Source organism: Nonomuraea sp. CA-141351, from assembly GCF_050944675.1.
Lineage (GTDB): Bacteria > Actinomycetota > Actinomycetes > Streptosporangiales > Streptosporangiaceae > Nonomuraea.
Map to the genome: position 1 here is coordinate 7,699,666 of NZ_CP191982.1, position 25,789 is coordinate 7,725,454.

Annotated in this window: 28 protein-coding genes; 13 read left to right on the forward strand and 15 right to left on the reverse strand. The window is 69.4% G+C overall.

The genetic code is table 11. The annotated features are described in order from the left end of the window. Positions 1-99: 99 nt before the first annotated feature. A complete protein-coding gene (locus tag ACQPWU_RS36310; protein WP_433429864.1) occupies positions 100-2,766 on the reverse strand; it encodes an ATP-binding protein in 2,667 nt (888 codons plus the stop codon). Between the two features lie 306 nt (positions 2,767-3,072). Between ACQPWU_RS36310 and ACQPWU_RS36315 the strand changes: the two genes are divergently transcribed. The 4 genes from ACQPWU_RS36315 to ACQPWU_RS36330 all read left to right on the forward strand — a co-directional run bounded on the left by ACQPWU_RS36315 (position 3,073) and on the right by ACQPWU_RS36330 (position 6,244). Continuing rightward, positions 3,073-3,810 (forward strand): alpha/beta hydrolase, encoded by a 738-nt coding sequence (locus tag ACQPWU_RS36315; RefSeq protein WP_433429866.1) that lies wholly within the window; start codon positions 3,073-3,075, stop codon positions 3,808-3,810. A 223-nt stretch (positions 3,811-4,033) separates the two neighbouring features. Beyond that, positions 4,034-4,162 (forward strand): hypothetical protein, encoded by a 129-nt coding sequence (locus ACQPWU_RS36320; RefSeq protein ID WP_433429867.1) that lies wholly within the window; start codon positions 4,034-4,036, stop codon positions 4,160-4,162. A gap of 308 nt (positions 4,163-4,470) precedes the next feature. After that, positions 4,471-5,700 (forward strand): serine hydrolase domain-containing protein, encoded by a 1,230-nt coding sequence (locus ACQPWU_RS36325; protein ID WP_433445375.1) that lies wholly within the window; start codon positions 4,471-4,473, stop codon positions 5,698-5,700. A 136-nt stretch (positions 5,701-5,836) separates the two neighbouring features. Then, the gene (locus ACQPWU_RS36330) at positions 5,837-6,244 is read left to right on the forward strand and encodes a hypothetical protein (protein ID WP_433429868.1); all 408 of its coding nucleotides are present in this window, start codon (positions 5,837-5,839) and stop codon (positions 6,242-6,244) included. A 173-nt stretch (positions 6,245-6,417) separates the two neighbouring features. On the opposite strand, the gene ACQPWU_RS36335 is transcribed toward ACQPWU_RS36330, so the two are convergent. Together ACQPWU_RS36335 and ACQPWU_RS36340 are read right to left on the reverse strand one after the other, a co-directional pair. After that, complete coding sequence (locus ACQPWU_RS36335) at positions 6,418-6,858, reverse strand: TIGR03618 family F420-dependent PPOX class oxidoreductase (RefSeq protein ID WP_433429869.1); 441 nt, start codon at positions 6,856-6,858, stop codon at positions 6,418-6,420. A gap of 11 nt (positions 6,859-6,869) precedes the next feature. After that, on the reverse strand, positions 6,870-7,400 hold the full coding sequence (locus ACQPWU_RS36340) for a zinc ribbon domain-containing protein (protein WP_433429870.1): 531 nt from the start codon (positions 7,398-7,400) through the stop codon (positions 6,870-6,872). An 873-nt stretch (positions 7,401-8,273) separates the two neighbouring features. Between ACQPWU_RS36340 and ACQPWU_RS36345 the strand changes: the two genes are divergently transcribed. After that, positions 8,274-9,005: an aminoglycoside phosphotransferase family protein gene (locus tag ACQPWU_RS36345; RefSeq protein WP_433429871.1), complete on the forward strand. Its 732-nt coding sequence runs from the start codon at positions 8,274-8,276 to the stop codon at positions 9,003-9,005. Positions 9,006-9,662: 657 nt separating this feature from the next. Here ACQPWU_RS36345 and ACQPWU_RS36350 read toward each other — a convergent pair. Both ACQPWU_RS36350 and ACQPWU_RS36355 read right to left on the reverse strand, forming a co-directional pair. Further along, positions 9,663-10,436: a maleylpyruvate isomerase N-terminal domain-containing protein gene (locus ACQPWU_RS36350; RefSeq protein ID WP_433429872.1), complete on the reverse strand. Its 774-nt coding sequence runs from the start codon at positions 10,434-10,436 to the stop codon at positions 9,663-9,665. A 144-nt stretch (positions 10,437-10,580) separates the two neighbouring features. Further along, on the reverse strand, positions 10,581-11,495 hold the full coding sequence (locus tag ACQPWU_RS36355; RefSeq protein WP_433445377.1) for a threonine ammonia-lyase: 915 nt from the start codon (positions 11,493-11,495) through the stop codon (positions 10,581-10,583). 136 nt (positions 11,496-11,631) lie between these two features. Between ACQPWU_RS36355 and ACQPWU_RS36360 the strand changes: the two genes are divergently transcribed. From ACQPWU_RS36360 to ACQPWU_RS36375, 4 genes are all read left to right on the forward strand, one after another. Continuing rightward, positions 11,632-11,769 carry a hypothetical protein gene (locus tag ACQPWU_RS36360; protein ID WP_433429873.1) on the forward strand — a complete coding sequence of 46 codons (138 nt, stop codon included), beginning with the start codon at positions 11,632-11,634 and terminating at the stop codon, positions 11,767-11,769. 134 nt (positions 11,770-11,903) lie between these two features. Then, positions 11,904-12,314 carry a hypothetical protein gene (locus ACQPWU_RS36365; protein WP_433429875.1) on the forward strand — a complete coding sequence of 137 codons (411 nt, stop codon included), beginning with the start codon at positions 11,904-11,906 and terminating at the stop codon, positions 12,312-12,314. Between the two features lie 17 nt (positions 12,315-12,331). Further along, positions 12,332-12,685, forward strand: coding sequence for a nuclear transport factor 2 family protein (locus tag ACQPWU_RS36370; RefSeq protein ID WP_433429876.1), 354 nt, complete (start codon positions 12,332-12,334; stop codon positions 12,683-12,685). 109 nt (positions 12,686-12,794) lie between these two features. Then, positions 12,795-14,084: an MFS transporter gene (locus ACQPWU_RS36375; RefSeq protein ID WP_433429878.1), complete on the forward strand. Its 1,290-nt coding sequence runs from the start codon at positions 12,795-12,797 to the stop codon at positions 14,082-14,084. Between the two features lies 1 nt (position 14,085). Here the strand turns inward: ACQPWU_RS36375 and ACQPWU_RS36380 are convergent, their stop codons facing one another. Next, positions 14,086-14,838 (reverse strand): metallophosphoesterase family protein, encoded by a 753-nt coding sequence (locus ACQPWU_RS36380; RefSeq protein ID WP_433429880.1) that lies wholly within the window; start codon positions 14,836-14,838, stop codon positions 14,086-14,088. A 145-nt stretch (positions 14,839-14,983) separates the two neighbouring features. Between ACQPWU_RS36380 and ACQPWU_RS36385 the strand changes: the two genes are divergently transcribed. Further along, positions 14,984-15,565 carry a Uma2 family endonuclease gene (locus tag ACQPWU_RS36385; RefSeq protein ID WP_433445378.1) on the forward strand — a complete coding sequence of 194 codons (582 nt, stop codon included), beginning with the start codon at positions 14,984-14,986 and terminating at the stop codon, positions 15,563-15,565. Positions 15,566-15,571: 6 nt separating this feature from the next. Here the strand turns inward: ACQPWU_RS36385 and ACQPWU_RS36390 are convergent, their stop codons facing one another. Continuing rightward, positions 15,572-15,805 (reverse strand): hypothetical protein, encoded by a 234-nt coding sequence (locus tag ACQPWU_RS36390; protein ID WP_433429882.1) that lies wholly within the window; start codon positions 15,803-15,805, stop codon positions 15,572-15,574. 78 nt (positions 15,806-15,883) lie between these two features. On the opposite strand from ACQPWU_RS36390, the gene ACQPWU_RS36395 reads away from it, so the two are divergent. Further along, a complete protein-coding gene (locus ACQPWU_RS36395) occupies positions 15,884-16,498 on the forward strand; it encodes a Uma2 family endonuclease (RefSeq protein ID WP_433429883.1) in 615 nt (204 codons plus the stop codon). 40 nt (positions 16,499-16,538) lie between these two features. On the opposite strand, the gene ACQPWU_RS36400 is transcribed toward ACQPWU_RS36395, so the two are convergent. The 7 genes from ACQPWU_RS36400 to infC all read right to left on the reverse strand — a co-directional run bounded on the left by ACQPWU_RS36400 (position 16,539) and on the right by infC (position 23,683). Next, entirely contained in the window at positions 16,539-19,094 is a 2,556-nt protein-coding gene (locus ACQPWU_RS36400; RefSeq protein ID WP_433429885.1) for a phenylalanine--tRNA ligase subunit beta, read from the reverse strand. Next, the gene (gene pheS, locus ACQPWU_RS36405; protein ID WP_360694825.1) at positions 19,094-20,134 is read right to left on the reverse strand and encodes a phenylalanine--tRNA ligase subunit alpha; all 1,041 of its coding nucleotides are present in this window, start codon (positions 20,132-20,134) and stop codon (positions 19,094-19,096) included. Before pheS ends, ACQPWU_RS36400 begins: the two co-directional genes overlap by 1 nt. A gap of 129 nt (positions 20,135-20,263) precedes the next feature. Next, a complete protein-coding gene (locus ACQPWU_RS36410) occupies positions 20,264-21,355 on the reverse strand; it encodes an ATP-binding protein (RefSeq protein WP_433429887.1) in 1,092 nt (363 codons plus the stop codon). A gap of 50 nt (positions 21,356-21,405) precedes the next feature. After that, a complete protein-coding gene (locus tag ACQPWU_RS36415; protein ID WP_360694814.1) occupies positions 21,406-22,209 on the reverse strand; it encodes a TrmH family RNA methyltransferase in 804 nt (267 codons plus the stop codon). 83 nt (positions 22,210-22,292) lie between these two features. Then, positions 22,293-22,676: a 50S ribosomal protein L20 gene (gene rplT / locus ACQPWU_RS36420; protein ID WP_153263985.1), complete on the reverse strand. Its 384-nt coding sequence runs from the start codon at positions 22,674-22,676 to the stop codon at positions 22,293-22,295. 24 nt (positions 22,677-22,700) lie between these two features. Continuing rightward, positions 22,701-22,895: a 50S ribosomal protein L35 gene (rpmI, locus tag ACQPWU_RS36425; protein ID WP_043622108.1), complete on the reverse strand. Its 195-nt coding sequence runs from the start codon at positions 22,893-22,895 to the stop codon at positions 22,701-22,703. Between the two features lie 125 nt (positions 22,896-23,020). After that, positions 23,021-23,683, reverse strand: coding sequence for a translation initiation factor IF-3 (gene infC / locus ACQPWU_RS36430; RefSeq protein WP_433445379.1), 663 nt, complete (start codon positions 23,681-23,683; stop codon positions 23,021-23,023). A 255-nt stretch (positions 23,684-23,938) separates the two neighbouring features. Between infC and ACQPWU_RS36435 the strand changes: the two genes are divergently transcribed. Both ACQPWU_RS36435 and ACQPWU_RS36440 read left to right on the forward strand, forming a co-directional pair. Then, positions 23,939-24,217, forward strand: coding sequence for a type II toxin-antitoxin system Phd/YefM family antitoxin (locus ACQPWU_RS36435; protein WP_364027682.1), 279 nt, complete (start codon positions 23,939-23,941; stop codon positions 24,215-24,217). Next, on the forward strand, positions 24,214-24,636 hold the full coding sequence (locus ACQPWU_RS36440) for a type II toxin-antitoxin system VapC family toxin (RefSeq protein WP_433429889.1): 423 nt from the start codon (positions 24,214-24,216) through the stop codon (positions 24,634-24,636). Before ACQPWU_RS36435 ends, ACQPWU_RS36440 begins: the two co-directional genes overlap by 4 nt. Here ACQPWU_RS36440 and ACQPWU_RS36445 read toward each other — a convergent pair. Continuing rightward, on the reverse strand, positions 24,611-25,465 hold the full coding sequence (locus ACQPWU_RS36445) for a shikimate dehydrogenase (RefSeq protein WP_433429890.1): 855 nt from the start codon (positions 25,463-25,465) through the stop codon (positions 24,611-24,613). The genes ACQPWU_RS36440 and ACQPWU_RS36445 overlap by 26 nt on opposite strands. Positions 25,466-25,789 lie beyond the last annotated feature (324 nt).

The following is a 25,789-nucleotide window of genomic DNA, read 5'->3' on the forward strand; positions in this document are numbered from 1 at the left end:
GACCCACAGCGGGATGTCGCGGCGGCTCTGCAGCCGGTGCGGCGCGGCCTTGGGCACGGCCCGGGCCTCGCCGGGGGCCTCTTCGCGGCGTTCGAAGTGCTAGAGCTGGTCGAGATCCAGCCGGGCCAGTTCCGTCCGGGAGGCGATGCCCAGCTTCGGGAAGGCCTTGTAGAGGTGCTGCCCGACGGTGCGCGGGCTGAGGAGCAGGTGGGCGGCGATGTCGCGGTTGGTGGCTCCCGTCGCGGCCAGCCGCACGACCTGCAGTTCCTGGGCGGTCAGCTGGGCGCCAGGGTCGACGCGGCGGCGGGTGAGCGTCGCCTCACCGGCAGCGCGCAGTTCGGCGGCTGCCCGATCGGTCCAGGGTCTGGCGCCCAGGCGTTCGAAGGCCTCCCGGGCGTGGCGCAGGTGCGGGCGCGCCTCGGCCTTGCGGCGACGGCGGCGCAGCCACTCACCGTAAGCCAGGTGCGTTCTGGCCTGCTCGTACGGCTGGTCCGCCAGCCGGTGCAGATCCAGTGCCCGGGTGAAGTGCTTCTCCGAATCGTGGATCAGCCCGTGGCAGCGCGCGACCAGGGCGCCCGCCCATGCCTCGCCCGACAGCTCCGCCCAGCGCTGGAAAAGCGCCAGCGGCTCCAGCACCCGTTCCGGCGTGCCGAGCCGTACCGCGGCTTCGACCTCGTCGACGACGATCCGGGTGGCGAAGTGCGATGAGCCGCGGCGGCGTGCCTGGAGGCGGTCGAGCGCCGCCTGATCACGCCCCTGCGTCAGGTCCAGCATGGCCAGCGCCCACGTCGCGAGCAGGGCCACGGCCCGGCCGCTGTGCGTGAGCGCGAACCTGACGCCGTCCTCGGCCATGGCGCGGCAGCGCTCCTCGTCGCCCTCTATGGCGGCCAGCCAGGCGAGGATGCCCCGCAGTCCGGTGGCGTGGTGGGCCTGGCCGGTGTCCAGGGCGATCTGGAGCCCGTCCGCGGCGTTGTCACGCGCGTCGCGGTGACGCCCGGTCAGGAGTTGGCTGTAGGCGAGCTGGTCGAGGACGAAGGGGAGCAACCGGATGCGGCCTTCGGCACGGCACCGGGCGGCCAGGGAGGTGGACAGGTCGAGGGCGTGATCGAGGCGTCCGGCGACGAAGACGGGGTGGGCGGTGGTCAGCTGTTCCTCGATGCTGGATGGCGACGCCTGGCGGAGGTAGTCGCTCAGCAGCGGGTACCCGGTCTCGAGATCGCCGCCGAGGACGAGAGCGAGCCCGCGGGTGACGCCGGCGAGGTCGTCTCCCGGCGGGAGGGCCACCCGGTCGAGTTGCCGCGCCGCCTCCGCGCTCAGCGCGGCGTCACCCCCGAACCAGGCGTTGTGCGAGGCGGCCACGAGCATGCGGGTGGCAGGCCGGGGAGCGGCCTCGGCGATGCGCACCGCCCCTTCGATGAGGATGCGGGCCGCCTGCTGCGGCGAGCCGTCGTCGAACGCCGCCGTCGCCCTGACCTCGGCGAGCCGGGCCAGGGTAATCGGGTCGTCGGTCAGCTGCGCGGCGCTCTTGCTCAGGTCCGCCGCGCGGTTGGACTGGCCCGCCTCGCTAGCCGCTCCCGCCGCCGCGGCCAGCCGCCTGGCCCGGTGCTCCTGGTCGGCGCTGAGCTGTGCGGAGCGCTCATAGGCCGCAGCCATGGCCGCGTAGCCGGTGCGGGCTCCGGCTCGCTCCGCCGAACGTTCCAGGGCGTCGGCGATCTGCTCGTCGGGCCCGGTCGCTGCCGCGGCCAGGTGCCAGGCTCGCCGGTCGGCGCTCACGGATCTGGCCAGCGCCCGGTGGATCGCCCTGCGTTGCGAGGAGGGCGCTCCTTGGTACGCGGCCGAGCGCAGCAGCGGATGGTGGAAGCGCACGACGCCGCCGGTGACCCTGACGAGCCCGGCCAGCTCGGCCGGCTCCAGCGCATCGGCAGGGATGTCGAGCGTGCCGGCCGCGGTCAGCACGACCCCCAGATCGCCGGTGTCCTCGGCGGCCGCCACCGCGAGCATCCTCCTGGTGTGTTCCGCCAGCCGGTGGACCCGGCCGGCGAAGGCTTCCAGGAGCCGGCCCGTGAGCGGGAGCGGTCCGCCGAACTCCAGGTCGCTCTCGCAAGCCGCCCTGGACAGCTCGATGAGGGCCAGCGGGTTGCCGTCGGCCTCCTTGAGCACCCGCTCTCGCAGGTGGGCCGGGAGCCGGTCGCTGAGCAGCCGCTCGGCCTGCTCGCGTGCCAGCCCGCCGAGGCGCAGCTCGGGCAGACCGGCCGCAGGGAAGGCGTCCTGGTCGTCGCGCGCGGCGACCAGGAGGGTGACCCCCTCGGACCGCAACCGCCGTGCCGCGAACAGCAGGGCGGAGGCCGAGGCGTGGTCCAGCCACTGGGCGTCGTCGATGAGACACAGCAGCGGTCGTTCTTCGGCCAGCTCCGACAGCAGGGTGAGCGCGGCCAGCCCGACCAGGAACCTGTCGGTCTCCGTTACCGCTGCCAGCCCGAACGCTCCGCGCAAGGCCGCGGCCTGCGGTCCGGGAAGCGTGTCGAGCCGGTCGAGCGCCGGCCGCAGCAGCAGGTGAAGGGCGGCGAAGGGCAGCTCGGCCTCCGTCTCCACACCGGCCACGCGCAGCACGTGTGCCCCGCCGGCCGCCTGTGCGGCGTGGTCGAGGAGCGATGACTTGCCCATGCCGGGCGCGGCCCTGATCACCAGGGCTCCGCTGCTGCCGGATCTCGCCTCGGCCAGGAGAGCCTCGACGGCTCGGATCTCCTCCGCCCGCCCCTGCAACATTGCACGTCCCCATGTACCTACGACAGATCGTGAGTCACTTTACTCATGCCTTCCGCCGCGGCCGGATCTAGCGTTTCGGCCAGTCAAGCCATCGAAGGAGTTCGGCATGACCGAGCCGGAGAGGGCCTCCTGGCCCCGACGGACGGCACGATGACCGCTGCCGGCCATTGGCCGACACGAATCCAATATCAGCCGCGCCCACCCCCGCGAGACGAGGCACCAATGTTCCCTCCCGATGTACCCGGCCTCCGCGTAGGCGCTCGCCAGCGCGCCGCCATGCGTCCCCCGGGCCCCGCACTGGCACACGTGGAAGACCTCCACGGGCCCAACGGACTCCCGCTCCGCCACTACCGGCCCTGCGAGCAGGCGCGTCCCCTCATGGTGTTCGCCCACGGCGGCGCATTCGTCATGGGGGACTTGGACACCCACGACCGCACCTGCCGGCGCATCGCCGACGCCTGCGACGTCGAGGTGCTGGCCGTCGACTACCGGCGCACCCCCGAGCATCTCTACCCGGCAGCCATCGACGACGTGGCCGCGGTCCTGCGCTGGTCGCACCCGGCGGCGGTGGCGGGTGACAGCGCGGGCGGCTACCTGGCGACCATGGCCTGCCTACGGCTCCGCGACGCGGGTGATCCCTTGCCCGCCGTACAGATCCTCATCTGCCCCAACACCGACCTGACGCTCTCGCAACCCAGCGTCGTCGACAAGGGGACCGGGCACGCGCTGGACGCCGACTTCCTCTCCTGGGCCATCGCGCAATGGGCACCGGATTCCGCCACCCGCGCCCTCGCCAGCCCGCTGCTGACACCGGACCTGCACGGCCTGCCCGACACCCTGATCGTGACAGCCGAGCACGACGCGCTGCGCGACGAGGGCGACGCCTACGCCCGTCGCCTGGCACAGGTGGGTGTACGGGTGACGCACCGGCGAGAACCTGGCCTGGTGCACGGCTTCATCCAGAACATGGATCTGACCTCCCCGGAGGCGGCCGCCGCCCACGACCGGCTGTTCCGCGACATCGCCTCCCTGATCCACAGGTGAGGGGCCACCGGCACCCGTCCGGCTCCTGACCCGCACGCTTTCCACCGGGTGCGCCACTCCGCTCCGCAGCACCTGGCCGCTGACGAACGAACCGCTCCCAAGCTCCAGACCAGATCCCGTCACCGCACTCGCTGACGCTCAACCCAACACCAAGATCATCTTCAGTGCTAATGACTGTACCGCTGCTCAACCTCGGATCTCCCCACTTTGGAAAGGCACCCCGATGGTCAACGGAGGACTCGACGTCGCATTCTGGACGGCGGAGAAGCCTGTCCGCGGCTACCCGCACGTCAAGGCAGCGTTCATCCCGATGGCGATCGCCTCGCTGGGCGTCCGTCGTCCCTCTTCGTGATGCGGGCCGGCTCCAGCCCGAGCAGCGGCATCCACTCCCGCCGCTCCTCCAGCCCACCGCCGAACCCTCACGCTCGCCGTCGACCATGCGGTGTCGTGTCAGCGGCCGCGTCAGGACGGCGACAGCCCGGTATCAGAGCGGTCGGCGATGGTGGATGCCATGAACGGTTCAGCGGTTGCGGCCTCGGGGCTGCGAACTGGGCCACGCCGAACTCACCCCCGACCCTCGTGCGTCGCTCATGGAAGCCCATGAGCGCCACGCCGGGGCGGGTCTCGCAAGATCGAATTAGGTAGGTAAGGAGATTCATGATGGGAACTGGCAACAGCGGCTTCTCCGCAACAGGGCTGCGCAGACTGCGCGAGGTGCTGGCACGGCATGTCGAGTCCAAGAAGATTCCCGGGCTCGTCGCCCTGGTCAGCCGGGGCGATGAGACGCACGTCGAGGCGATCGGGACGATGCGCCACGACGGTGGCGCGCCGATGCGCCGGGACACGATCTTCCGGATGGCCTCGACGTCCAAGCCGGTCGCGATCGCGGCGGCGATGGTCCTGCTGGATGAGTGCCGGTTGCGGCTGGATGACCTGGTAGAGCCGTGGCTGCCGGAACTCGCCGACCGGCGGGTACTCAAGCGGATCGACGGCCCGCTGGACGACACCGTGCCGGCGCGGCGGCCGATCACCGTACGGGACCTGCTGACCTCCACGTTCGGGCTCGGCATGGATATGACGTCGCTGGGCACTCCGATCATGGGCGCGATCTTCGAGCAGGGGCTCACGCCCGATCTGCCGGAGCCGATGCCCGAGCCGGATGAGTGGATGCGCCGCCTCGGCACGCTGCCGCTGATGCACCAGCCCGGAGAGCGCTGGCAGTACCAGATCAGCAACGATCTGCTCGGCGTGCTGGTGGCCAGGGTCACGGGCCAGTCGTTCGAGACGTTCCTGCGCGAACGCATCTTCGACCCCCTGGGCATGAAGGACACCGCCTTCCACGTGCCCGCCGACAAGATCGACCGGCTGCCGACCCTGTACGCCCCCGACCCGCAGACCGGAGAGTTCCACGTGTGGGACGAGCCCGCCGGCGGACGGTGGAGCCGGCCTCCGGCCTTCCCGGGCGGCGGCGGCGGGCTGGTCTCCACCGTCGATGACTACCACGCCTACTTCCGGATGCTGCTCAATGGCGGGACGCACGGCAGCGAACGGATCCTGTCCCGGCCCGCCGTCCAGTTGATGACCACCAACCGCCTCACGCCCGAGCAGAACGCCGCCCGCAACGCCATGGCCACCAACAACGTCCATGTGTCCTTCGGCCAAGGGCAGCACGGCGGCTGGGGCATGGGGATGGCGGTGCGCACCTACCGCGGCGACTACGCGCCCATCGGCCAGTTCGGCTGGGACGGCGGAAGCGGCACCTCGACCTACGCCGACCCGGACAACCAGCTCACCGGAATCCTGCTCACCCAGGTCGGCATGTCCGTCCCGGATCCGGCGCGGCTGATCCACGACTTCTGGACCACGCTCTACCAGGCAATCGACGACTGACACCGAGCCCGCGCTCGGTAGACCCGCCCTCAGCGATCGAGACACTCCGGGCACCACCAGGACCGCATTCCACCGTCCGTCAGTTCGACTGCATTTCGTAACAGACTCAGTAACAGACTCAAAGGAGCGCACCGCCATGTCCATCACCCTCACCGACCAGGACAAGTCCACCCTGCGCACCGCCGCCTACGGCGCCGTCACGCTGATGTCCGCCGCCGATGCCGCCGGCAAGCCCCACAAGGTCGCCACCGAAGGCTCCATCGCCCTGGCCTCCGCCACCGGCCTGGTCGGGCACGTGCTCGCCGAAAAGACCAGGGACATCAACCTGAACGGCAAGTCCGTGGCCGCAATCGCCGACCACGTGCTGCCGGCCCTGACGGCAGCCATGAGCCTGCTCAAGCAGCAGGATCCGGCAGAGGCCGGTAACTTCCGCCGCACCGTCCTCGTCGCCATCGAAGCAGCCGCCCGCACCCACCAGGGCCGGCCCAACCTCACCATGGCCGACATGACCCGCAAGATCACCGAAGCCCTCGACGCCGCTTGACGGGATGTCCCGGGGTCCTCTCCGGACCGGCCGGCCGAGCTCGCTGAACCCGGCCGGCCGGTCCACAGGCGCGGACGCCGAGCCGAGCAGGCAAAACTGGTCGACGATCCCGCCGGGTTCGTCAAGATCGCGGCCCCACTGAACGTGGAGGACGATCGCCATCGCCCCCGTGGCTAACCGTTGCTGTAGATCCGTACCGGTGTCACGAACACAGCGGTACGGCGCTGCTCCCGCATCACCCGATCGTAGGTGTCCCAGTCGTCGTGCGTGCCGCCCGCGGCCGTGAAGATCTCGCGCAGGATGAGCCGCAGGCGTTCGGCGTCGACCGCCGGGTGCGGATCGTCCGGCCCGACGAGCTCGGCGGTGCCCTCGACGGCCGCCCACTGCCACCCGGAACGCACAGTCACGGTCATCTGCGGGCGCAACCGCAAGTTGGCCAGCTTCACCTTGCCGTAGGTCACAAACGCCGCGACCTGTGCCCCTGTCAGCGGATGCGACATGAAGGCGACGTTCACCACGGATGTCTGGATCGTCGCGGCGGCGCGGAGCGTGGAGATGACCGCCAGCCCGCTCTCCGCACGCCCGAGTGCCGCCACCTCGTCGAAGGATGTCATAGCGCCACACCCTAACCAGGTCCGCGGATTGACCTGCTCCCCGCCCTGAAGGGACGGGGATTCCCGTGCCGCTGTGCGGCAGCTCGTGCCGCGTGCTCGGCGCGTGCTGTGGAACGGGGTGCTTGACGTTTCGCGGACCCGCGTGGGTCTCCACGCCCTGAGACGACCAGCCCGGCCGCCTGTCCTTTGGTCTTGGTGTTCCTCGCCCCGACGATGTCGGCGTGCTGGGTGTGCCCGCAAGAAGTGCAGGAGAAGATCGCTTGGATGCTCTTGCGGCTCTTCTCGTCCACCTTCCCGCACGCAGGTTCCGGGCACGTCTGGGACGTGTACGCGGGGTTGATCTTATGGATGGCGCTGCCGGTGTAGCGTGCCTTGGAGCGGAGGGCGACTTCCAGGCCGTACCAGCCCTTGTCGAGAATCGCCTTGTTGAGCCCGGATTTCGCCGCCGCGCCATTGCGCAGGAATCTGCCCGGCTGGCCGGGGTCGGGCTTGGGCTTGACGGCCGCGCTCATGCCCTTGGTGTTCAGGTCTTCGATGACCACGTGCCCATACATGCGGGTGAGCCGGTGCGCGGCTTGGGCGTTGAAGTCGGAGCCGTAGATACCGTTCCGCTTGGCCGGGCGTGAGATACCCCAGGTCGTCCTTCCGGTCCTGTCTCCTCTCCCGTGGCAGCTGCCTGGAGGAGACACCGTCGCTTCCGGCGTGGCGGCGGTCGAAGAACTCCCCGTCTGAGGTCACGGCGGCCGTGACCACCCCCCGGTCCACGCCCGCCCATTGAGGGCACGCGTGTTCCTCACGCTCGGTGATCCCATCCTCGAGCAGGAAGCTGATGAACCAGTGCTCCGCATCCTCGGACACCACAGTCTGAACCCCACTCAGGCATACCTCGCGGTCTTCCAAGACGACTTGATCGCTCCTGCCGCACATATCTGGACATCCGACGAGCAGACCGGCCCGCCGCCGAATACCGTGAACCCACCGAGGAGGAGTGGGACGAGTTCCAAAAGCACTTCGAACTGCGCAAGGTCGAGCTCGGCACGTGCGGGCGCCCCTACGGCACCCCCTGCGCGCACGAGCACGCCCCGTTGACTGAACCAAGCGTGGAGATTCCGCAGTTCAGGGAGCGGATGGTGTCTTCGGTCGCTCCGGTCACCGGTCATGAAGGACGATGGAGGTTCCGGGCGGGACCTGACGGTGTTGGTGGCCCCTCGGTGGGGCCGGCTGGTGGAGACGGGCGACCGGTACGAGCCCTACCGACTGGTCGATCCCGACGGCGCGACCATGGAGGCGGTCGCCGTCTACTTCCAGGAGTTGCTCGCGGCCGGGAAAGCCTCGTCGACGGTGCGTTCTTGCCACGATCATCGGCATCAACACCGTCCCCCACAACCCGGGCGCCGAATAGGAGAACTCCCACCATGCGACACGTCCCGGCTGAGCTTCCCCTGTCCGGAGGGCGCATCACCTCAGGTGTCGTCCGCGTCGCTGATACTGTTCGGCGCCCCGCCACCGACTCCTCCGCCTTCGTCGCTCAGCTGCTCACGCACCTTCAGCAATGCCGGTTCCCGGGAGCACCGCGCTACTTCGGACGGGACGAAGCCGACCGTGACATTTTCAGCTACCTGCCTGGCTGGGTGCCGGCCAAGTTCCGGCGCTGGAGCGACACCCAGATCGCTTCAGCCGGCGTGCTTCTTCGCTCGTTGCACGACGCCACTCGCAGTAGTGGCCTGACCGGGGAGCACCCAGTCGTCTGCCATCACGACCCCGGACCTAACAACACGGTGTTCCGCGCCGGGCTACCGGTCGCCTTCATCGACTTCGACACCGCCGCCCCTGGCGATCCGCTTGAGGACATCGGATACATGGCCTGGACGTGGTGCATCTCTTCCAAGAGCACCGCGCCGCCGGCTGCTGCGCAAGCCGCCCAGGTGCGGGTCCTCGTCGACGCCTACGGACTCACTGCCGCACGCCGCGCTGCCGTTGTTGACGCGATCCTCGACCGCCAGTCCCGCAACATCCGGTGGTGGACAGAGCGCCTAACCGACCCCGGCCATGGTCCGGCCAGTCCCGAAGAGATCATCGCATGGTCCAGACGCGAACACGCCTACACCAGCGCCAACCGCCCTGACTTCGCAGCAGCACTGCGATGACACCAGGTGCGAGGCCACTCACTCGGAGCCCTGACATCGAAAGTTCAGAGAAGCCTGTATTCGATGCCCGATGCTCCGGGTCGACCCGGCACAGTGACGGCGCCTGGAAGAGATCATCCGCAACCTCACCGACCGCATCGACGAGGCACGTGCCAACGGCTGGCTCGGCGAGGTCCAAGGACTCCAAGCCAGCGCCGAGGCCGCCCGCAACAAGCTCGCCACGCTCGACCGGGCCCGAAACCGGCCCAACACCTCGGTCGACCTCGGCATGCCGATAATCCCCGGCGAGCGATGACGAACCCAGCGCTGGAACCGCCGTTCACCTGCTTCGGAACACCCCCTGGAGTCATCCGGTCTCGGAGCCGCGGAACCGTTCAAGCAGCTCACGGGCAGGAAGGCTGCCTGGGTCGAAGCTGTGGATTCCCGACTGGGCAGCGGGGACGCTGTGGTCCCCACAGGGCGGGCACCATGGCATCGGAAGCAGAAGGCCACCTGGAAGAGCAGGTCCGTGGTGCTGTGAGTGCAGCGGCAGCCGCCCGCAGGTGCGCCTTTCGCCCTTGAACAGCACGCCCGCAGCCTGCCCGCAGCCGCGCGATGTCCGCAACCCCGGGCCCAGTGGCGCCCGCACCACCGACAGATGCGTCACAAGTGCGCGTTTTACGCGTTCGGGTCCCAGTCTGCGAGCTGCTCCATCGGCTCGGTGTCGCCGGTGGTCTCCAGGCCGTCGAGCGGGACGCGCTCGTAGAAGTAGAGGACCAGTTCGCTCGCTGCGCCTCGCATCGCCATGTCGCCCGGCTCCGCGTCGGCGGCGAGGTCGTCGCAGCGGACACCGTCGGCGTTGAGGGTCAGGCGCCAGGAGCGGCCCTCGGTCGTGTGCAGGTCGATGGTCGCCGGCTTGAACGGCCAGGGGACGGTCGTCGCCGAGACGGTCGTCAGGAACTCGTCGACGCCCTCGACCGCGACGTCCGTCGGCAGCGGCTGTGCGGCCCCCTGGGTGAGCTGGGCGTCGTAGGTGTGGACGGCGATCTCCTGGATCTGGTGCCGGGCCACGGCTCCGCTGGTCTCCGGGGCCTGCGAGCGGCCCCACCAGGTCCAGCAGCCGCGGTCCGGGCCGGCCTCGCGCATCGCGTCGAGCATGAGCTTGGTCGACTCGGCGAGCCAGGCGTCCAGGGCTTCGCGGTCGCGGGGCGCGGTCGGGGCGCCCTTCGGGTCCGTCCTCGCCGGGGGCTCAGCGCCCGGGCCCGCCGCGACGATGGCGGCCTGGCGGCGGCGGCCGTCGCCAAGGTGCTGCGCCAGTTCGCGCAGCGTCCAGTCCGGGCAGGTCGGGACCTGGACGTCAAGGTCGGGGGCGGACGCGATCGCGGCGCGGAACGCGGCCGAGCGGTCTTCGATCAGCCGCAGGACCTCGGGGAACTCCAAGATGTTTTGCACGTCGGTTGTGTATCACGGCGCTCCGGCCGCCGGGTAGCGAGTTTGTCGGACGAACGCGTCGACGGCCGGGCAGAGCGCCGGCGCCGAAGCCGTCCTGAAACTCCGCGCACTGCTCGCCAACGGCGACTTCGACCACTACTGGACCTACCATCTGGGCCAAGAGCACACCCAGCGGTGATTGTCGTCCAGGTCGACGTTGCTGCCGCAGATGATGGTGACCAGGTGGCGGCCGGCGAAGCGGTCAGGGTCTTCCAGGACGGCCGCGACGCCGAGGGCCGCTGAGGGTTCGACGACCGGACCCGCATGCTCCAGGAGCATCCGGATGGCCGCGACGATGGACGCCTCCTGGACCAGGACGGCGTCGCCGGCCACATGAAGGAGGTCGTCCAGGACGGCGGGGATGGGGTGCCGACCGACGACGCCGTCGGCGATGGTGTCAGTGGAGTCGGTGGCGATGACCCGGCGCTCGTGCCAGGAGCGGGTCATCGCGGGTGCGCCATGGGGCTGCACGCAGATCACCTCGGCTCCGGGCGCCAGAGCCTTGAGGACGTAGCCCACGCCGGTGGCCATGGCGCCACCTCCCGGGGCGATCAGGACAGCGTCGAAGGAGGACGCCCGTGGCGCCAGTTCGAGGCCGATGGTCGCCGCACCCTCGCAGGTTTCGATGTCCAGGCTGTCCTCGACCAGGCGGACACCGCGCCGCTGCGCGATATCGGCCGCCCGTTCTCGGGCCATTGCGAAGTCGCCGTCGACCACCTCCAGCGCCGCACCCAGGGCGCGAATCCGATCGAGCTTGGCGGCGGGTGCCCGGCGCGATGCCACGACCGTCACTTCGATGCCAGGGCGGCGACCCGACCAAGCGAGCGCCCAGCCGAGGTTGCCGGCGCTGGCGCATACCGCTGCTGTCCGGCCCTGGTCGCTCAGCCGGCTCGCGACCAGCTCGGTACCCCGCGCCTTGAAGCTGCGGACCGGATTCGCCGTCTCCAGCTTGATGCTCACCGCGCAGCCAAGTGCGCGTCCCAAGGCGTCGCACCGGAACAGCGGACTGTCCAGAAACATCGGGTCGATCACGCGGCGAGCCGTGCGGATCCGGTCAAGATCGAGGCGCGTCTTGAGCACGACATGACAACGCACCCCACAGAAGCGTCGCCTTGACAGCCAGCGCCCTGAATCCGGCCCATTTGTCGCTGGATCCGTGCGTCACACCTTAGCCACCCAGCTCATCCGCGACGGCAAAGACCCCATCCTCGTCGTCGAACTCCTCGGCCACGGCTCGCCGGACACCAACCCGTCGCCAGAGCCGCCCACGAAGCCGACAAGACCGGCGCTCTGACCACTAACAGGGGCGGGTCGCTAATTTTCTGCGCTCAGCCTCCTCGAAGGCCTTTACGTGGCGGGTAATCGCGCTCCCTACGTGCCGGCTGACATCGTTCAGGTGTCGCAACAAGCCGCCGCAAGGGAGCCGACATGACCACCGCCCTGACCGTCACCGCCGACGGGACGAAGTTCCTGCGCCTCGCGCTGACCGCCGACGCCGTCGTCACCGGCGTCAACGGGCTGGTCTACCTCGCCTTCGCCGCGCCGGTGAGCGATCTGCTCGGCCCCGGCGCGGGCCTCCTGCGCGGGATCGGCGCCTTCCTCCTCGTGTACGGCGCCGCGGTCGGCCTCCTGGCCACCCGCCGCGCGATCAGCCCGGCCGCCACCAGGGCGGTCATCACGCTGAACATCATCTGGACCCTGGGCAGCATCGCCGTCGTCGTCACCGGCGCCGCGGACCTCACCACCGTCGGCGCGATCTGGGCCATCGCCCAGGCCCTGGTGGTCGGCGTGTTCGCCGAGCTCCAGATCACCGGCCTCCGCAAGACCCGCAACAACTAACGACAAAGGAAATGATCATGAACCTCATCGAGCGCTACATCGCCGCCTGGAACGAGACCGACCCCGAGGCCCGCGCCAAGGCCGTGGCCGAGCTGTGGACCGAGGACGGCACCTACACCGACCCGTTGGCCGACGTGAGCGGCCACGCCGGGATCGCCGCGGTGATCGAGGGTGCGCAGGGCATGTTCCCCGGCCTGGTGTTCACCCCGGGCGAGGTGTACGACGCCCACCACCACATCGCCCGCTTCACCTGGCACCTCGGCCCGGAGGGCGGCGAGCCGATCGTGGTCGGCTTCGACGTGGTGGAGCTGGCCGAGGACGGCCGGATCCGCTCGGTCCTCGGCTTCCTGGACAAGGTCCCGGCCGCCTGATCCGACCCCTCGCCCCGAGGCCCCCGCTCCGGCGGGGGTCTCGGCCTTTTCACGACACCGCTGAAATCGATTTGCCCTGTTCACCTCCCTCATCGGACAATTGACCCTCGTGCCCGATGGACTGAAGCGCCTTCTCCGCCACCTCTCCATAGACCTGAGCCCCCTCCGCGATTCCCGCGACTACCGCCTCCTCTTCAGCTCAGGCGTCATCACGATGTTCGGCACGTTGATCACCATGGTCGCGGTGCCGTACCAGATGAAGGAGCTGACGGACTCCTACGTCGCGGTGGGCCTGGTGAGCCTGGCGGAGTTCGTCCCGATGGTGGTGTGCGGCCTGTGGGGCGGGGCGATCGCCGACGCGCTCGACCGCCGCAAGATCATCGTCCTGAGCGAGCTGGGGCTCCTCGTCACCTCCGCCGCCCTCATGGTCAACGCACTGCTCCCGAGCCCTCAGGTCTGGGTCCTGTACGTGATGGGCGCCATCTCCACCGGCATCTCCTGCCTGCAACGGCCGAGCCTGGAGGCCGTGTTCCAGCAGGTCGTCAAGCACGAGCAGCAGGCCGCGGCGGCGGTGTTGTCGAGCATGCGCTGGAACTTCGGCGCCATCGTGGCCCCGGCCCTGGGCGGCCTGCTGGTGACGGCGTACGGCTCGGCGGCGGCGTACGGCATCGACACGCTGAGCTTCGTACTGTCGCTGGCCCTGCTGTGGCGGATCAGGTCACTGCCGCCCGCCGAGGACGCCGCCCCCGCGTCGCTGAAGTCGCTGGTCGAGGGCGTGCGGTACGCCGCGGGCCGCAGCGACCTGATGGGGACGTACCTGGTGGACATCGCGGCCATGGTGTTCGCCATGGCGACGTCGCTGTTCCCGTTCCTGGCCGACGAACTGCGCGCTCCGCAGGCGCTGGGACTGCTGTACTCGGCCTCGGCGGTGGGCGCGTTGATCGCCTCGATCACCGGCGCCTGGGCGGCCCGCGTCCAGCGCCAGGGCCTCGGCGTGATCGTGGCGGCGACGCTGTGGGGCGCGGCGGTGGCCCTGTGCGCGCTGGCCCCGAACGTCTGGGTCCTGGTCGTCTGCATCGCGCTCGCGGGGGCCGCCGACATGGTCAGCGGCATCTTCCGCATGACGATGTGGAACCAGACGATCCCGCGGGAGCTCCGCGGCCGCCTGGCCGGAATCGAGCTCCTCTCGTACGCGTCCGGCCCCATGCTGGGCAACGCCCGCGCCAGCCTGATGGCCAACGTGGGCGGCACCCGCTTCTCCCTGGGGTCGGGGGGCCTGCTGTGCGTGGCCGCCGTGCTCGGCCTGGCCGCCGCGCTGCCGAAGTTCCGCAGGTACGACGCCAGAACGGACGAGCACGCCCTGGCGGAGAAGGCCCGCAGAGAGGCGGCCGCCGCCTAGCTCACCGGTTCTCCGCCCTGTTCTCCGCCCTGGCGAACACCCGCAACGCCTCGGCATCGGAGTGAACGCCGGTCACGTAGTCCGCCACCCACTCCTCGATCCCGCCGAACCCGCTCTCCCGGACCAGCCGCTCGGCCACGCGAGCCGCGTCGAACGGGGTCCGTCGCAGGGTCACGGCCCCGGTCTCGCCATCGAGCAGCGCCCAGTGCGCCCCGTCCTTCCCGTACGGCATCCCGACGGACCCCGGATTGACGACCAGCACCCGATCGGCCAGCCGCACGAACGGCATGTGCGTGTTCCCCAGCACCACGGTGTCGGCGCTCTCCCCGGCCAGCACCTCACCCCACCGCTCCAGCGAACTGTCCACGAGGATCATCTCGTCATCCCTGCGCGGCGTCGCATGCACGAACAACGTGCCCCCCAGCCGCCCCAACTCGACCACCTGCCGATCGGGCAGGCCGGCCAGCAACTCCACCTGATCGTCCCGAAGCTGCTCGGCCGCCCACTGGGACACGGGATACGGGCAGTCCTTCCCCCGGACCGCCTCCACCAGCTCCCTGTCGGCGTTCCCATTGACCCACAGCGCCCGCTCCCCCAGCGAGACGAGCACGTCAAGCGTCTCAACCGGCATCGGCCCCGCGGCCATGTCCCCGGTCAACGCGATCAGATCGGCCCCGGCCACCTCGGACTCGGCCAGCACGGCCTCAAGCGCGGGCAGCACCCCATGAATGTCGGACAACACAGCGATACGCATGCCACCACTCTCCCCGAATGCGCCCACCGGAAGGGGAGGGTTCGCGACCGACGAACGCTCATGCTGCGTATGCATGCATTCACAAGGCGTGAGCGGATTAGCTTGGTAGCGTTGGACCGTGACGGATGAAGCGGTGATCGAAGAGATGACGAGGCATCCCTCGCTGCCCGACTGGGTGTTTCCTCCGCCGGGAGGGTTCGTCGCGGAACACCTCGATCACATTCCGGATTTGCCTGCGCACACAGAGTTGATTGATGGAAGCTTGGTCTTCGTGAGCCCCCAAGCCTCCTTCCACGCGCTGATGGTCGACCTCCTCGTCGTCGCCCTACGCCAAGCCGCCCCGAAAGCCTTCCGGGTGCGACGCGACATGAGCGTCATTCTGGGCCCACGCCAGCGCCCGGAGCCTGACGTCATGGTGATCAAGGCCGAAGCCGCGTGCGACGACGACGAGACCCTCTACGAGGCACGAGATGTGATCCTCGCCGTAGAGGTCGTCTCTCCTGCATCCGAGGTCCGCGACCGTCACCGCAAACCGCAGCTCTACGCCAAAGCCGCGATTCAACACTTGTGGCGGATCGAGAAGAACGCAGGCAAGCCCGTGGTCTATGTCTACGAGCTGGACCCGGCATCCAAGGCATACGTCATTACCGGCATTCACCGCGACTTTCTGAAGGCATCCGCGCCCTTCGAGCTCGCCATCGACCTGACCGAGGTCGACCAGCTCTGAGCAGGCTCACCCCCCCTCGCGCCACCCTTCGTAGCGCTCCACCAGCTCATCCACCTTGGCCAGCGCGCCTTCGTCCAGCCCTTCGACGACGACCAGCCACTGCGCGTCCTCGGCGTCATCCTCCCCGGCCAGCGTTTCCCGCACTACCCGCGGCACCCCGAGCGCTGGGAACCACTCCTCGAGCGTCTCCGCCACCTCCTCGGCGTCATCTCGCTCGGCGAACACCAGAATCTGCCTCATCACCCTCCCGCCTTCACATCCGCAAGCGTATGCAGTCGTTTACCTGGCGTGAGCGCAATACATTGGTAGCGTTGGATCGTGACTGCCGAAGCGGTGATCGTAAAGATGGCGCCTCCCTCGATACCCGACTGGATCATTCCGCCGCCGGAGGGCTTCGTAGCAGAAGATCTCGATCACATTCCGGATTTGCCTGCGCACACAGAGTTGATTGATGGAAGCTTGGTCTTCGTGAGCCCCCAGCGACGCTTCCATCAAACGGTCATACATCGCCTGCACAACGAGTTGGACGAACTCGTGCCAGTAGGCCACGATGTGGTCCAAGAGATGAGCGTCAAGCTGGCCCGCCGGCAGCGTCCAGAGCCTGACCTCCTCGTCCTGGGCCTCAACGCGCCGTCCGGCCTCGACGTAACGTGTTTCCAGCCCGAGGACGTCGTCCTTGCTGTCGAAGTGGTCTCACCCGATTCAGAGGAGCGCGATCGGATTCGCAAGCCCCTCCTCTACGCAGAGGCGGGGATCCCTCATTTCTGGCTGATCGAGGAAGTCAACGGCAAGCCGGTCGTCCACGTCTACGAGCTTGATCACGTCATGAAGTCCTACGTCGTCGCCGGCATCCATCACGACAGGCTGAAGGTCTCGGTTCCCTTCGACATCGACATCGACCTCACCAAGCTGTGCGAGCGCAGAGCGCGATAGGGGCTGGCACGGCAGCCGCCATGCCAGCCCCTCACCCGCATCAGGCGCTACGGAGCTGAGCCCCCACGCGGTCGGCCGCCATGGCCACCGCCGCGTCGCGTGCCGCCGTCGTCTCCTCCACCGTCAACGTCCGGTCCCCGGCCCGGAAGCGCATCGTGTAGGCGAGCGACTTGTTCCCCTCGCCCACCTGCTCCCCCGCGTACACGTCGAACAGCCGGATCGACTCCAGCAGCTCGCCCGCCCCGTCGCGCAGGGCGGCCTCCACGTCGGCGACGGGAGTGAAGTCGGGCACGATCAGGGCGACGTCCTGCGTGGCCACCGGGTAGGCCGACACCGGCGGTGTCTGGACCGGGCCGGGCATGGCCGCCTCAAGCCGCGAGATCTCCAGCTCCATGGCCGAGGTCCGCTGGGGCAGCCCGTACGCCTCGATGACGCGCGGGTGCAGCTCGCCCGCGTGCCCCACCAGTGTGTCGCCCACGTAGAGGGCGGCACAGCGGCCGGGGTGCCAGGGCTCGTGCTGGTCGGCGCTGATCGACAGCTCCAGCCGGGCCTCGCCCGCGACCAGCCGCGCGGCCTGCACCGCGTCGGCCCAGGAGGCCGCGCGACCGCCGCCCCACCAGCCGGACCGCTCGAACTCCCCGGCCAGCACCACCGCGACCCGCAACGGCTGGTCGGGCAGCGCCGCCTCGATCGAGGCCAGCTCCTCGGCGGTCGGACGGCGCTCGACCCCGAGCACCGGCGCCGCCTCGGGAGCGCCCTGGCGCGGCCGGTAGACCGGCCCCGTCTCGAACAGCGCCACGTCCGAGAACCCGCGGCCGGCGTTGCGGACCAGGGTCTTGAGTAGCCCCGGCAGCAGCGTCGTGCGCATCAGCGGCTCGTCCTCCGACAACGGGTTGGCCAGCCGCATGGCGTGGCGGCGCGCGTCGTCGGCGGGCAGCAGCAGCCGGTCGAAGTCATCGGGGCTGATGAACGGGTAGTTGAGCACCTCGACATAGCCGCCCTCGGCCAGCGCCCTGCCGACCCGCCTGCGCAGCCGCTGACCCTCGGTGAGTCCCGCGCCGGCGGGGGCGGAGGGCAGCACTGACGGCAGGCTCTCGTAGCCCTCCAGCCGGATGACCTCTTCGGCCAGGTCGTTCGGGTCGGTGAGGTCGGGGCGCCACGACGGCGGCGTCACCGTGATCATGTCGTCGCCGGCAACCGCCAGCTTGGCGGCCAGCGCGCCGCCGGTGACGACGCCGGTCGGGTCGACGCCGCCCTTGCGCACGGCCGGGTCGTTGCCGGGGGTCACGACGCAGCCGACCTGCTCCAGCCGGGCGATCACGGTGTCCCTGGAGTAGGAGTCGCCGGCCACGGTGCCGGGATAGTCCGACGGGATCGCGATGCGCGGCGGCGACACCTCGACCTCGGCGTGCGTGACTCCGGGCTGGACGGTCGCGCCGCCCAGCTCGGCCAGCAACTGCACGGCCCGCCACGAGGCGACGAGCGGCAGCTCCCGGTCGACGCCGCGTTCGAACCGCTTGGACGCCTCCGACACCAGCCCGTGCCTGCGCGACTCGCGCGAGATGCCGGTCGCGGAGAAGTGGGCGGCCTCGATGACGATGTCGGTCGAGCCGTCGGAGATCTCGGTCTCCAGCCCGCCCATGGTGCCGGCCATCGAGATCGGCCCCGACTGGTCGGCGATGAGGATGTCGTCGGGGTCGAGCTCGCGTACGACGTGGTCGAGCGTCTCGAGGCGCTCGCCCGCCACGGCCCGGCGCACGACGATCTCGCCGCTCAGCTTGTCGCGGTCGAACGTGTGCAGCGGCTGGCCCAGCTCCAGCATCAGGTAGTTGGCGATGTCGACGGCCAGCGACACGGGCCGCATGCCGGCGCGCGTGAGGCGTACCCGCATCCAGAGCGGGCTCTGGGCGGCGGGGTCGAAGCCGCGGACCTCGCGCAGCACGAACCTGTCGCAGGCGGTCGGGTCGGCGATCGAGGCCGGCCACGACGGGCCGGTCTCGGCGGGCGGCTCGACGTCGGCGGGGTCGCGGAACTCCACCCCGAACGCGGTCGCCACCTCGCGCGCCACGCCCCTGATCGACAGCGCGTAGCCGATGTCAGGCGTGATCTCCAGCTCGATGACCTCGTCACGCAGGCCGAGCAGCTCGACCACGTCCGTGCCGATGGGGGTGTCCGGCGGCAGCACCATGATGCCGCCGTGCTCGTCGCCGAGCCCGAGCTCGCGCTCGGAGCAGATCATGCCCTCCGACATGCGCCCGTACGTCTTGCGCGCCCCGACCTCGAACCCGCCGGGCAGCACGCCACCAGGCAGCACGACGGGCACGCGGTCGCCGGCGGCGAAGTTGGTGGCGCCGCAGACGATCTCGCGTGGCGCGGCCTCGCCGGTCTCGACCTTGCAGTGCCTGATCGGCTTCTTGAAGCCGCTCAGCTCCTCGATCTCGAGCACCTCGCCGACGACGACGTTCTTGACGTCGTGGCCGTGCGAGGCGATCGACTCGAGCTTGAGCCCGGCGGCGGTGAGCTTGTCGGCCACCTCGTGGGCGGTGACCGCCGGGAGATCGACATACTCCCGCAGCCAGGAAAGCGGGACCTTCATCAGATCTCCATTCCGAACGGGAGGGTGAAGCGCACGTCCCCCTCGACCATGTCACGCATGTCCTCGGCGTTGTGGCGGAACATCAGCGTGCGCTCGATGCCCATGCCGAACGCGAACCCCGAATACCGCGACGGATCGACCCCGCAGGCGACCAGCACGCGCGGGTTGACCATGCCGCAGCCACCCCACTCGATCCAGCCCTCCGATTTGCAGGTGCGGCAGGGCGGGTTGCCGGGGATCGCCGAGGCGCCGCGGCAGACGAAGCACTTGAGGTCCATCTCGGCGGACGGCTCGGTGAACGGGAAGTAGTTGGGCCGGAACCGGGTCGTGATGCCCTTGCCGAACATCACCTCGGCGAACCGGTCGAGCGTCCCCTTCAGGTGGGCCATCGTCAGGCCCTCGTCCACGGCCAGCCCCTCGGTCTGGTGGAAGACCGGGGTGTGGGTGGCGTCGAGCTCGTCGGTGCGGAACGTCTTGCCCGGCGAGATCACGTAGACCGGCAGCTCGCGCTGGAGCAGCGCGCGGATCTGCACCGGCGAGGTCTGCGTGCGCAGCACCATGCCGGACTCGGTGGACCCGACGAAGAACGTGTCGTGGTCGGAGCGGGCGGGGTGGTCCTTCGCGATGTTGAGCGCGTCGAAGTTGAACCACTCGCCTTCGAGGTCGGGCCCCTCGGCCACCTCGTATCCCATGGCGACGAACGCGTCGGCGATGCGCTCCTGCAGCGTGGTCAGCGGGTGGCGGGCGCCGTGCGGCCGCCGGTCCCAGGGCAGGGTGACGTCGACGGTCTCCTCGACGAGCACCCGCGCGTCGCGCTCGGCCTCCAGCTCGGCCTGGCGGGCGGCCAGCGCCTCGTTGATCGCCTTGCGGGCGGTGCCGACGCGCTTGCCGGCCTCGGCGCGGGCGGCCGGCGGCAGGGCGCCGATCTCGCGGTTGGCCAGGGCGATGGGCGAGCGGTCGCCGGCATGCGCCAGCCTGGCCTGCTTGAGTGCGTCGAGGCTGTCGGCCGCCTTGATCGCCGCGATGGCGTCGGCCTCCATGCGCGACACCTCGTCGGCATGCAACGGTGTCACCTCGACGGGGTCGTAGTCAGACAAGAGTGAGCTCCGAATCCAGGGCTTGAGCGGAAAAGAGTCTAGTGGGCCCGCCCACCGGGGCCGACTCGATCGCTACGGGGTGGCGAAGTCGGGCGTGCCGGTGGGCACGGTAAATCGAAACTCCGCCCCGCCCTCGGGCGCCCGCTGCACGGTGATCGTGCCGCCGTGCGCCTCGACCAGGCCCTTGACGATGAAGAGGCCGAGCCCGGTGCCACCGCGCCTGCGGCTGTTGCCGCCCCGCCAGAACTGCCTGAAGACGCGCGGAGCCAGCTCGGGCTCGATGCCCTCGCCCTCATCGCGCACTGACACGGCAACTCCCCATCCGACGGACTCGATCTCAATTGTCACAGTGCCACGCCCGTGGCGCAGCGCGTTTTCCACCAGGTTACCCAGGATCTGGTCGATCTTGTCCTGGTCGAGCCACATTTCCGGCAGGTCTTCGCCTGCCAGCAGGCGAAAACGTTCCTCGGCTTCACCGGCCGCGACACGCCCGGCGACGAGCCGGCGCACCCTGGCGGGGATGTCGACGACCTGGCGGCGCACCTCCAGCCGGCCCGACTCGATGCGCGAGACGTCGAGCAGCTCGGTGATGAGCCGGGTGACGCGGTCGGCGTCGTTGTTGACGGTCTCGAGCATGACCCGCTTCTGCTCGTCGGTGAAGCGCGACCACTTGGCCAGCATGGTCGCGGTGAACCCCTTGACGCTGGTCAGCGGCGAGCGCAGCTCGTGGGCCACGGTGGAGACCAGGTCGGCGCGGCTGCGCTCCAGGCGGGCGCGGGCGCCGCCGTCGCGCAGGGTGATCGTGACGCGCTCGACCTCGCCGCAGCGCTCGGGCTCGCGTACGAACCTGGCCGCGACGTAGAGCTCCTGGCCGCCGGGCAGATGCAGCGGCCGCTCCGGCACCCTGCTCCTGATGCGCAGCCCGCCCTCGGGGTCGAGCGCCTTCCACCAGTCGCGCCCGTCATGGTCGCGAAAGGGGAACACGTCGTTCATGTGCCTGCCGACCGCGCGCTCCATGGCCACGCCGGTGAGCCTGGCGGCGGCCCGGTTGACGGCCAGCACACAGCCATATCGGTCGGTCACGATGAGGCCGTCGGGAAGGTCGTCGATGGCTATCGTGCACGCGGCGGCCACCACTCGCCCGTCGGTGTCTGCGCCGTGCACGACCTCGCCTCCTCCGCCTACAACGCCGACAATAGCGGGTTTCCCACCGCCTAGGGCACTCGCTGCGCCCTAGCCGAGGAGTAAAGGCATACCGCCGCGGCGGCGGCGAGGTTCAGGCTTTCAGCCTGTCCGTAGATGGGCACTCTGACCACATCGTCCGCCTCGGACAGTATCTCCTCCGGTAGTCCCCAGGCCTCGTTGCCGAAGATCCACGCAGTGGGTCCCGTGAGATCGACGTCGTCGAGCGTGTGCTTGCCCGCGCCGTCGGCCGCCAGCACGCGCAGGCCCCGCTCCTTCAGTTGACGCACGGCGGCGCTCACCGGTGCACCGATGACGACGGGCAAGTGGAACAGGCTGCCGGCGCTGGCGCGTACACATTTCCCGTTGTACGGATCGACGGAGGCGTCGGTGAAGACGACCGCGTCGGCGCCGGCGGCGTCGGCGGCCCGCATCACGGTGCCGGCGTTGCCCGGGTCGCGCACGTGGGCGAGCATCGCGACCAGGCGGGGCGTACCTTCCAGGGCTTCGTCCAGGGGCACGTGGACGAGCCGGCAGACCGCCACCAGCCCCTGCGGGGTCACGGTCTGGGACAGCTCGGACATGACCTCGCCGCTGGCCCGATGCACGGGCACGCCCTTGAGCGTGGCCTCGGTGATCAGCTCGGGGTGGCGCAGCTCGGCCTCCGCTGTGGTGAACAGCTCCAGCGGCACGCCCTCGAGCTTGAGCGCCTCGCGCACCGCCTGCGGCCCCTCGGCCAGGAACCTGCGGTCCTGGTCTCTGAAGGCGCGCTTGGTGAGCCGCCTGGCCGCCTTCACCCGCGGCGACTTCACGTTGGTCAGCTCGGACCCGGCCATGCTCTCCCCCAGTCACATACAGCAAAGGGCCCACCGTCGTCGGTGGGCCCCTCGTTAAGGCAATTGCCTCAGCTCGCGGCTCGTCAGCTCGCAGCCGGAGCGTTCACGTTCGCCGGCAGCGCCTTCTTGGCGGCCTCGACGAGCGTGGCGAAGGTCTGACCGTCGTTGACCGCGAGATCGGCGAGGATCTTGCGGTCGACCTCAACCCCGGCCAGGCGCAGACCCTGGATCAGGCGGTTGTAGGTCATGCCGTTCTGGCGGGCAGCGGCGTTGATCCGCTGGATCCACAGACGGCGGAACGCACCCTTACGGTCCTTGCGGTCCCGGTAGGCGTACGTCATCGAGTGGAGCATCTGCTCCTTGGCCTTGCGGTACAGACGCGACCTCTGGCCACGGTAACCGCTCGCCCTCTCGAGGACGACCCTGCGCTTCTTCTTGGCGTTGAGCGCCCGCTTCACGCGTGCCATGTTTCTTCTCCCCGGGGAATCGCGCTACTTGGCGAGCAGCTTCTTGATCTTCTTGGAATCGGCGTCGGAAAGGACGACCTCGTTCTTGAGACGGCGCGTCAGCGTGGACGACTTCCACTCGTTGTAGTGCGCGCGGTTGGCACGGCGACGCTTGATCTTGCCGGTGCCGGTGAGCCGGAACCGCTTCTTCGCACCGCTGTGCGTCTTCATCTTCGGCATGTCGCCGTCTCTCCTCGTTTCGGTCGTGCCACGGGCCGGGCCGGTGCTGGGCCGACCCGGTCGCGGCGTCTTCGTCTGCTGGTGGCTGAATCGGGGTGCTCTGTAAGGCTAACCCCAACCGCGGGTCATCCTTCCTGTGAGGAAGTGTCCTCGCTGCCACGCTGCGCCTTGGCTGCGGCCTTTTCGGCCTTGGCTTCGGCCTTCTTCTTGTGCGGACCGATCACCATGATCATGTTACGGCCGTCCTGCTTGGCGTGGGACTCCACGAACCCCAGCTCCTGGACGTCGTCCGCCAGCCGCTGCAGCAGCCGGAAGCCGAGCTCCGGCCGGGACTGCTCGCGACCACGGAACATGATCGTGACTTTGACCTTGTCTCCCGCCTTGAGGAACCGCACCACGTGACCCTTCTTGGTCTCGTAGTCGTGCGGGTCGATCTTCGGCCGGAGCTTGATCTCCTTGATGATCGTGTGCGCCTGATTCTTGCGCGCCTCGCGCGCCTTCATCGCGGACTCGTACTTGAACTTGCCGTAGTCCATGAGCTTGCACACGGGCGGTCGAGCCGTGGCCGCGACCTCGACGAGGTCAAGGTCGGCCTCCTGGGCGAGCTTCAGGGCGTCGTGAATCGAGACGATGCCTACCTGCTCGCCGTTCGGGCCCACGAGGCGAACCTCGGGAACTCGGATACGCTCGTTGATGCGGGGCTCAGTGCTGATGGGGCCTCCTAGGTTTGCGATCCCTACGTGCTCGTCGTAGCGGGGGCTCCTCGCTGAACGCGAAAAGCCCCGCACGTCGCGCATGCGGGGCCACTGAGCTCTGTGGCTTTCGTGGCCTTTGAGCTCCCCGGAGTAGTCCGGCGTGATCCTGGACCCGGACACCTTTTCAGTGACTCAGGTGGGAGGGAGACCTCCGCTTGCGCGTCCAGCAAGGCATGCCGGACCGATCAGAGAGCTACATTACCACAACCACGAGACTCTCTCGAATCATCCCGCCTGGCCAGGATCCTCACGATAGACTTCTGTCCAGACTAGACAGAAAGGGGTCTCATGACCGCAATCCAGGCAGAGGTGACTAAATGGCAGCTACAAGAGGCCAAGCAGCACTTCAGTGAAGTCGTGAGGAAGGCGCACGACGAAGGCCCGCAGATCGTCACGCGGCATGGGAAGGAAGTGGCGGTGATCCTCGACATGGAGGAATACCGTCGTCTCAAGGCTGCCAAGCAGCCGGACTTCAGAAAGTTCCTGCTCGATGATCCGGACTGGCCGGACGATCTGGAGTTCCCACGCGACAAGGGTCTCCCGCGAGAAGTGGACCTCGGCTGGTGAGCGTCGGCTACATTCTCGACACCAACATCATCTCCGAGGTGCGCAAGCCACACGGCAACGTGCAAGTGAAGGGGTGGGTTGACGCATCTCTGGGACCGACTCTCTACCTCAGTGTCATGTCGATCGGTGAGATCCGCTGGGGAATCGAGCAGCGACGCAGGAGCGATCCCCAGCAGGCCTTGGTGCTCGAAAGGTGGCTCGCCCGGCTCTTCCGCTCCTTCCAGGATCGGATCATCCCGATCACCAGCGAGGTCGCAGAGGAGTGGGGGCGCATGCGCTCCATGCGCACTCTCCCCGTCTCCGACGCGTTAATCGCGGCAACGGCCCGGATTCACGGCTGGAGCGTGGTCACCCGCAATGTGAAGGACTTCACGGATACCGGCGTGACCGTCATCAACCCGTCCGAGATGACCGTCTGACGAGCTCGGCTTCGCCGGCCGCGCGCATGGCCTCCACCGGCACATCCGTACGGCCCGTCATCAGCTCCACCTGACGCACCGCCTGGTGCAGCAGCATCGCAAACCCTCCGACCACGGTGCCGCCCGCGGCCTGGACGGCCGTCGCCGCGCTGGTCGGCCAGGGCGAGTAGACCACGTCGAAGAGCGCGGGCACCCGCGCCAGCCGTCCCGCGAACGCGTCCGCTGCCCCGCCGGGCAGCGTCGACACCACCAGATCCACCCGGGTCAGGGCGTCGAGCTTGTCGAACGTCTCCACCGTCAGCGCCACGCCCAGCCGCTCGGCCACCTCCGTCGTCTCCCCCGCCCGTGCGGGGTCGCGCACCAGCAGCGTCGCCGAGAACAGCCCGAGGTTACGCAGCGCCGCCAGCGCCGAGGCCGCCGTGGCACCTCCCCCCAGCACGGTCGCCGAGCGCGGCGCGGGCACCCCGGCCTCGGCGAGCGCCTGCTCGATGCCGTAGACGTCGGTGTTGTGGCCGTGCCGCAGCCCGTCGCGGAACACCACGGTGTTGGCGCCGCCGACCTCCAGGGCAAGCTCGGACACGGTGTCGAGCAGGGGCAGCACGGCCCGCTTGAGCGGCATGGTCAGCGACAGCCCCGCCCAGGCGTCCCCGTCACCGGGCCCCTGGCCGCGCACGGGCACCAGCTCGCCCAGCAGGCCGGGCAGCCGTGCCTCGTCGCACTCGAACGCCTCGTAACTCCACCCGTCGAGCCCCATCGCCTGGTACGCGGCCCTGTGCAGGTAAGGCGAGAGCGAATGACCGATGGGCGATCCCATCACCGCAGCCCGCATCCACACTCTCCTTCCGAACATGCAAGACCCTATCGCCAACGCCCTGCCACCTGGCCGGCCCACCGTGCGCGCGTCGCGGCGGGACGCGCCGTCACCGGAGGAGCGTCCCTTGGACAGGCGCCGGGGCATGTCGGCGGGGGGGGGCCCACCGTGCGCAGCCGTAAAGGATGGGGTTGGTACGGCGCGACGCTGTGATCGGCGGTCAGCCGAAACGGCCGCCCTGGCATCACTCGCCCCCGCCGCGCGACCATGGCCATGCCCTCACGCTCCTCGGGACGCGCGCTGGGGGCGGCTCGTGGGTGCAGGCCGCGTGCCCGCACCCAG

Excerpts from the sequence above, each read along its gene's own strand:
- ACQPWU_RS36380 (WP_433429880.1), bottom strand. The coding sequence starts at position 14,838 with ATGCGTATCGCTGTGTTGTCCGACATTCATGGGGTGCTGCCCGCGCTT.
- ACQPWU_RS36435 (WP_364027682.1), top strand. The coding sequence starts at position 23,939 with ATGACCGCAATCCAGGCAGAGGTGACTAAATGGCAGCTACAAGAGGCC.
- ACQPWU_RS36330 (WP_433429868.1), top strand. The coding sequence starts at position 5,837 with ATGTCCATCACCCTCACCGACCAGGACAAGTCCACCCTGCGCACCGCC.
- ACQPWU_RS36445 (WP_433429890.1), bottom strand. The coding sequence starts at position 25,465 with ATGCGGGCTGCGGTGATGGGATCGCCCATCGGTCATTCGCTCTCGCCT.
- ACQPWU_RS36320 (WP_433429867.1), top strand. The coding sequence starts at position 4,034 with ATGGTCAACGGAGGACTCGACGTCGCATTCTGGACGGCGGAGAAGCCT.
- ACQPWU_RS36370 (WP_433429876.1), top strand. The coding sequence starts at position 12,332 with ATGAACCTCATCGAGCGCTACATCGCCGCCTGGAACGAGACCGACCCC.
- ACQPWU_RS36365 (WP_433429875.1), top strand. The coding sequence starts at position 11,904 with ATGACCACCGCCCTGACCGTCACCGCCGACGGGACGAAGTTCCTGCGC.
- ACQPWU_RS36335 (WP_433429869.1), bottom strand. The coding sequence starts at position 6,858 with ATGACATCCTTCGACGAGGTGGCGGCACTCGGGCGTGCGGAGAGCGGG.
- pheS (WP_360694825.1), bottom strand. The coding sequence starts at position 20,134 with ATGGAGGCCGACGCCATCGCGGCGATCAAGGCGGCCGACAGCCTCGAC.
- ACQPWU_RS36385 (WP_433445378.1), top strand. The coding sequence starts at position 14,984 with ATGACGAGGCATCCCTCGCTGCCCGACTGGGTGTTTCCTCCGCCGGGA.
- rplT (WP_153263985.1), bottom strand. The coding sequence starts at position 22,676 with ATGGCACGCGTGAAGCGGGCGCTCAACGCCAAGAAGAAGCGCAGGGTC.
- ACQPWU_RS36345 (WP_433429871.1), top strand. The coding sequence starts at position 8,274 with ATGCGACACGTCCCGGCTGAGCTTCCCCTGTCCGGAGGGCGCATCACC.
- ACQPWU_RS36310 (WP_433429864.1), bottom strand. The coding sequence starts at position 2,766 with ATGTTGCAGGGGCGGGCGGAGGAGATCCGAGCCGTCGAGGCTCTCCTG.
- ACQPWU_RS36400 (WP_433429885.1), bottom strand. The coding sequence starts at position 19,094 with ATGAAGGTCCCGCTTTCCTGGCTGCGGGAGTATGTCGATCTCCCGGCG.
- rpmI (WP_043622108.1), bottom strand. The coding sequence starts at position 22,895 with ATGCCGAAGATGAAGACGCACAGCGGTGCGAAGAAGCGGTTCCGGCTC.
- ACQPWU_RS36390 (WP_433429882.1), bottom strand. The coding sequence starts at position 15,805 with ATGAGGCAGATTCTGGTGTTCGCCGAGCGAGATGACGCCGAGGAGGTG.
- ACQPWU_RS36355 (WP_433445377.1), bottom strand. The coding sequence starts at position 11,495 with ATGTTTCTGGACAGTCCGCTGTTCCGGTGCGACGCCTTGGGACGCGCA.
- ACQPWU_RS36415 (WP_360694814.1), bottom strand. The coding sequence starts at position 22,209 with ATGGCCGGGTCCGAGCTGACCAACGTGAAGTCGCCGCGGGTGAAGGCG.
- ACQPWU_RS36325 (WP_433445375.1), top strand. The coding sequence starts at position 4,471 with ATGGGAACTGGCAACAGCGGCTTCTCCGCAACAGGGCTGCGCAGACTG.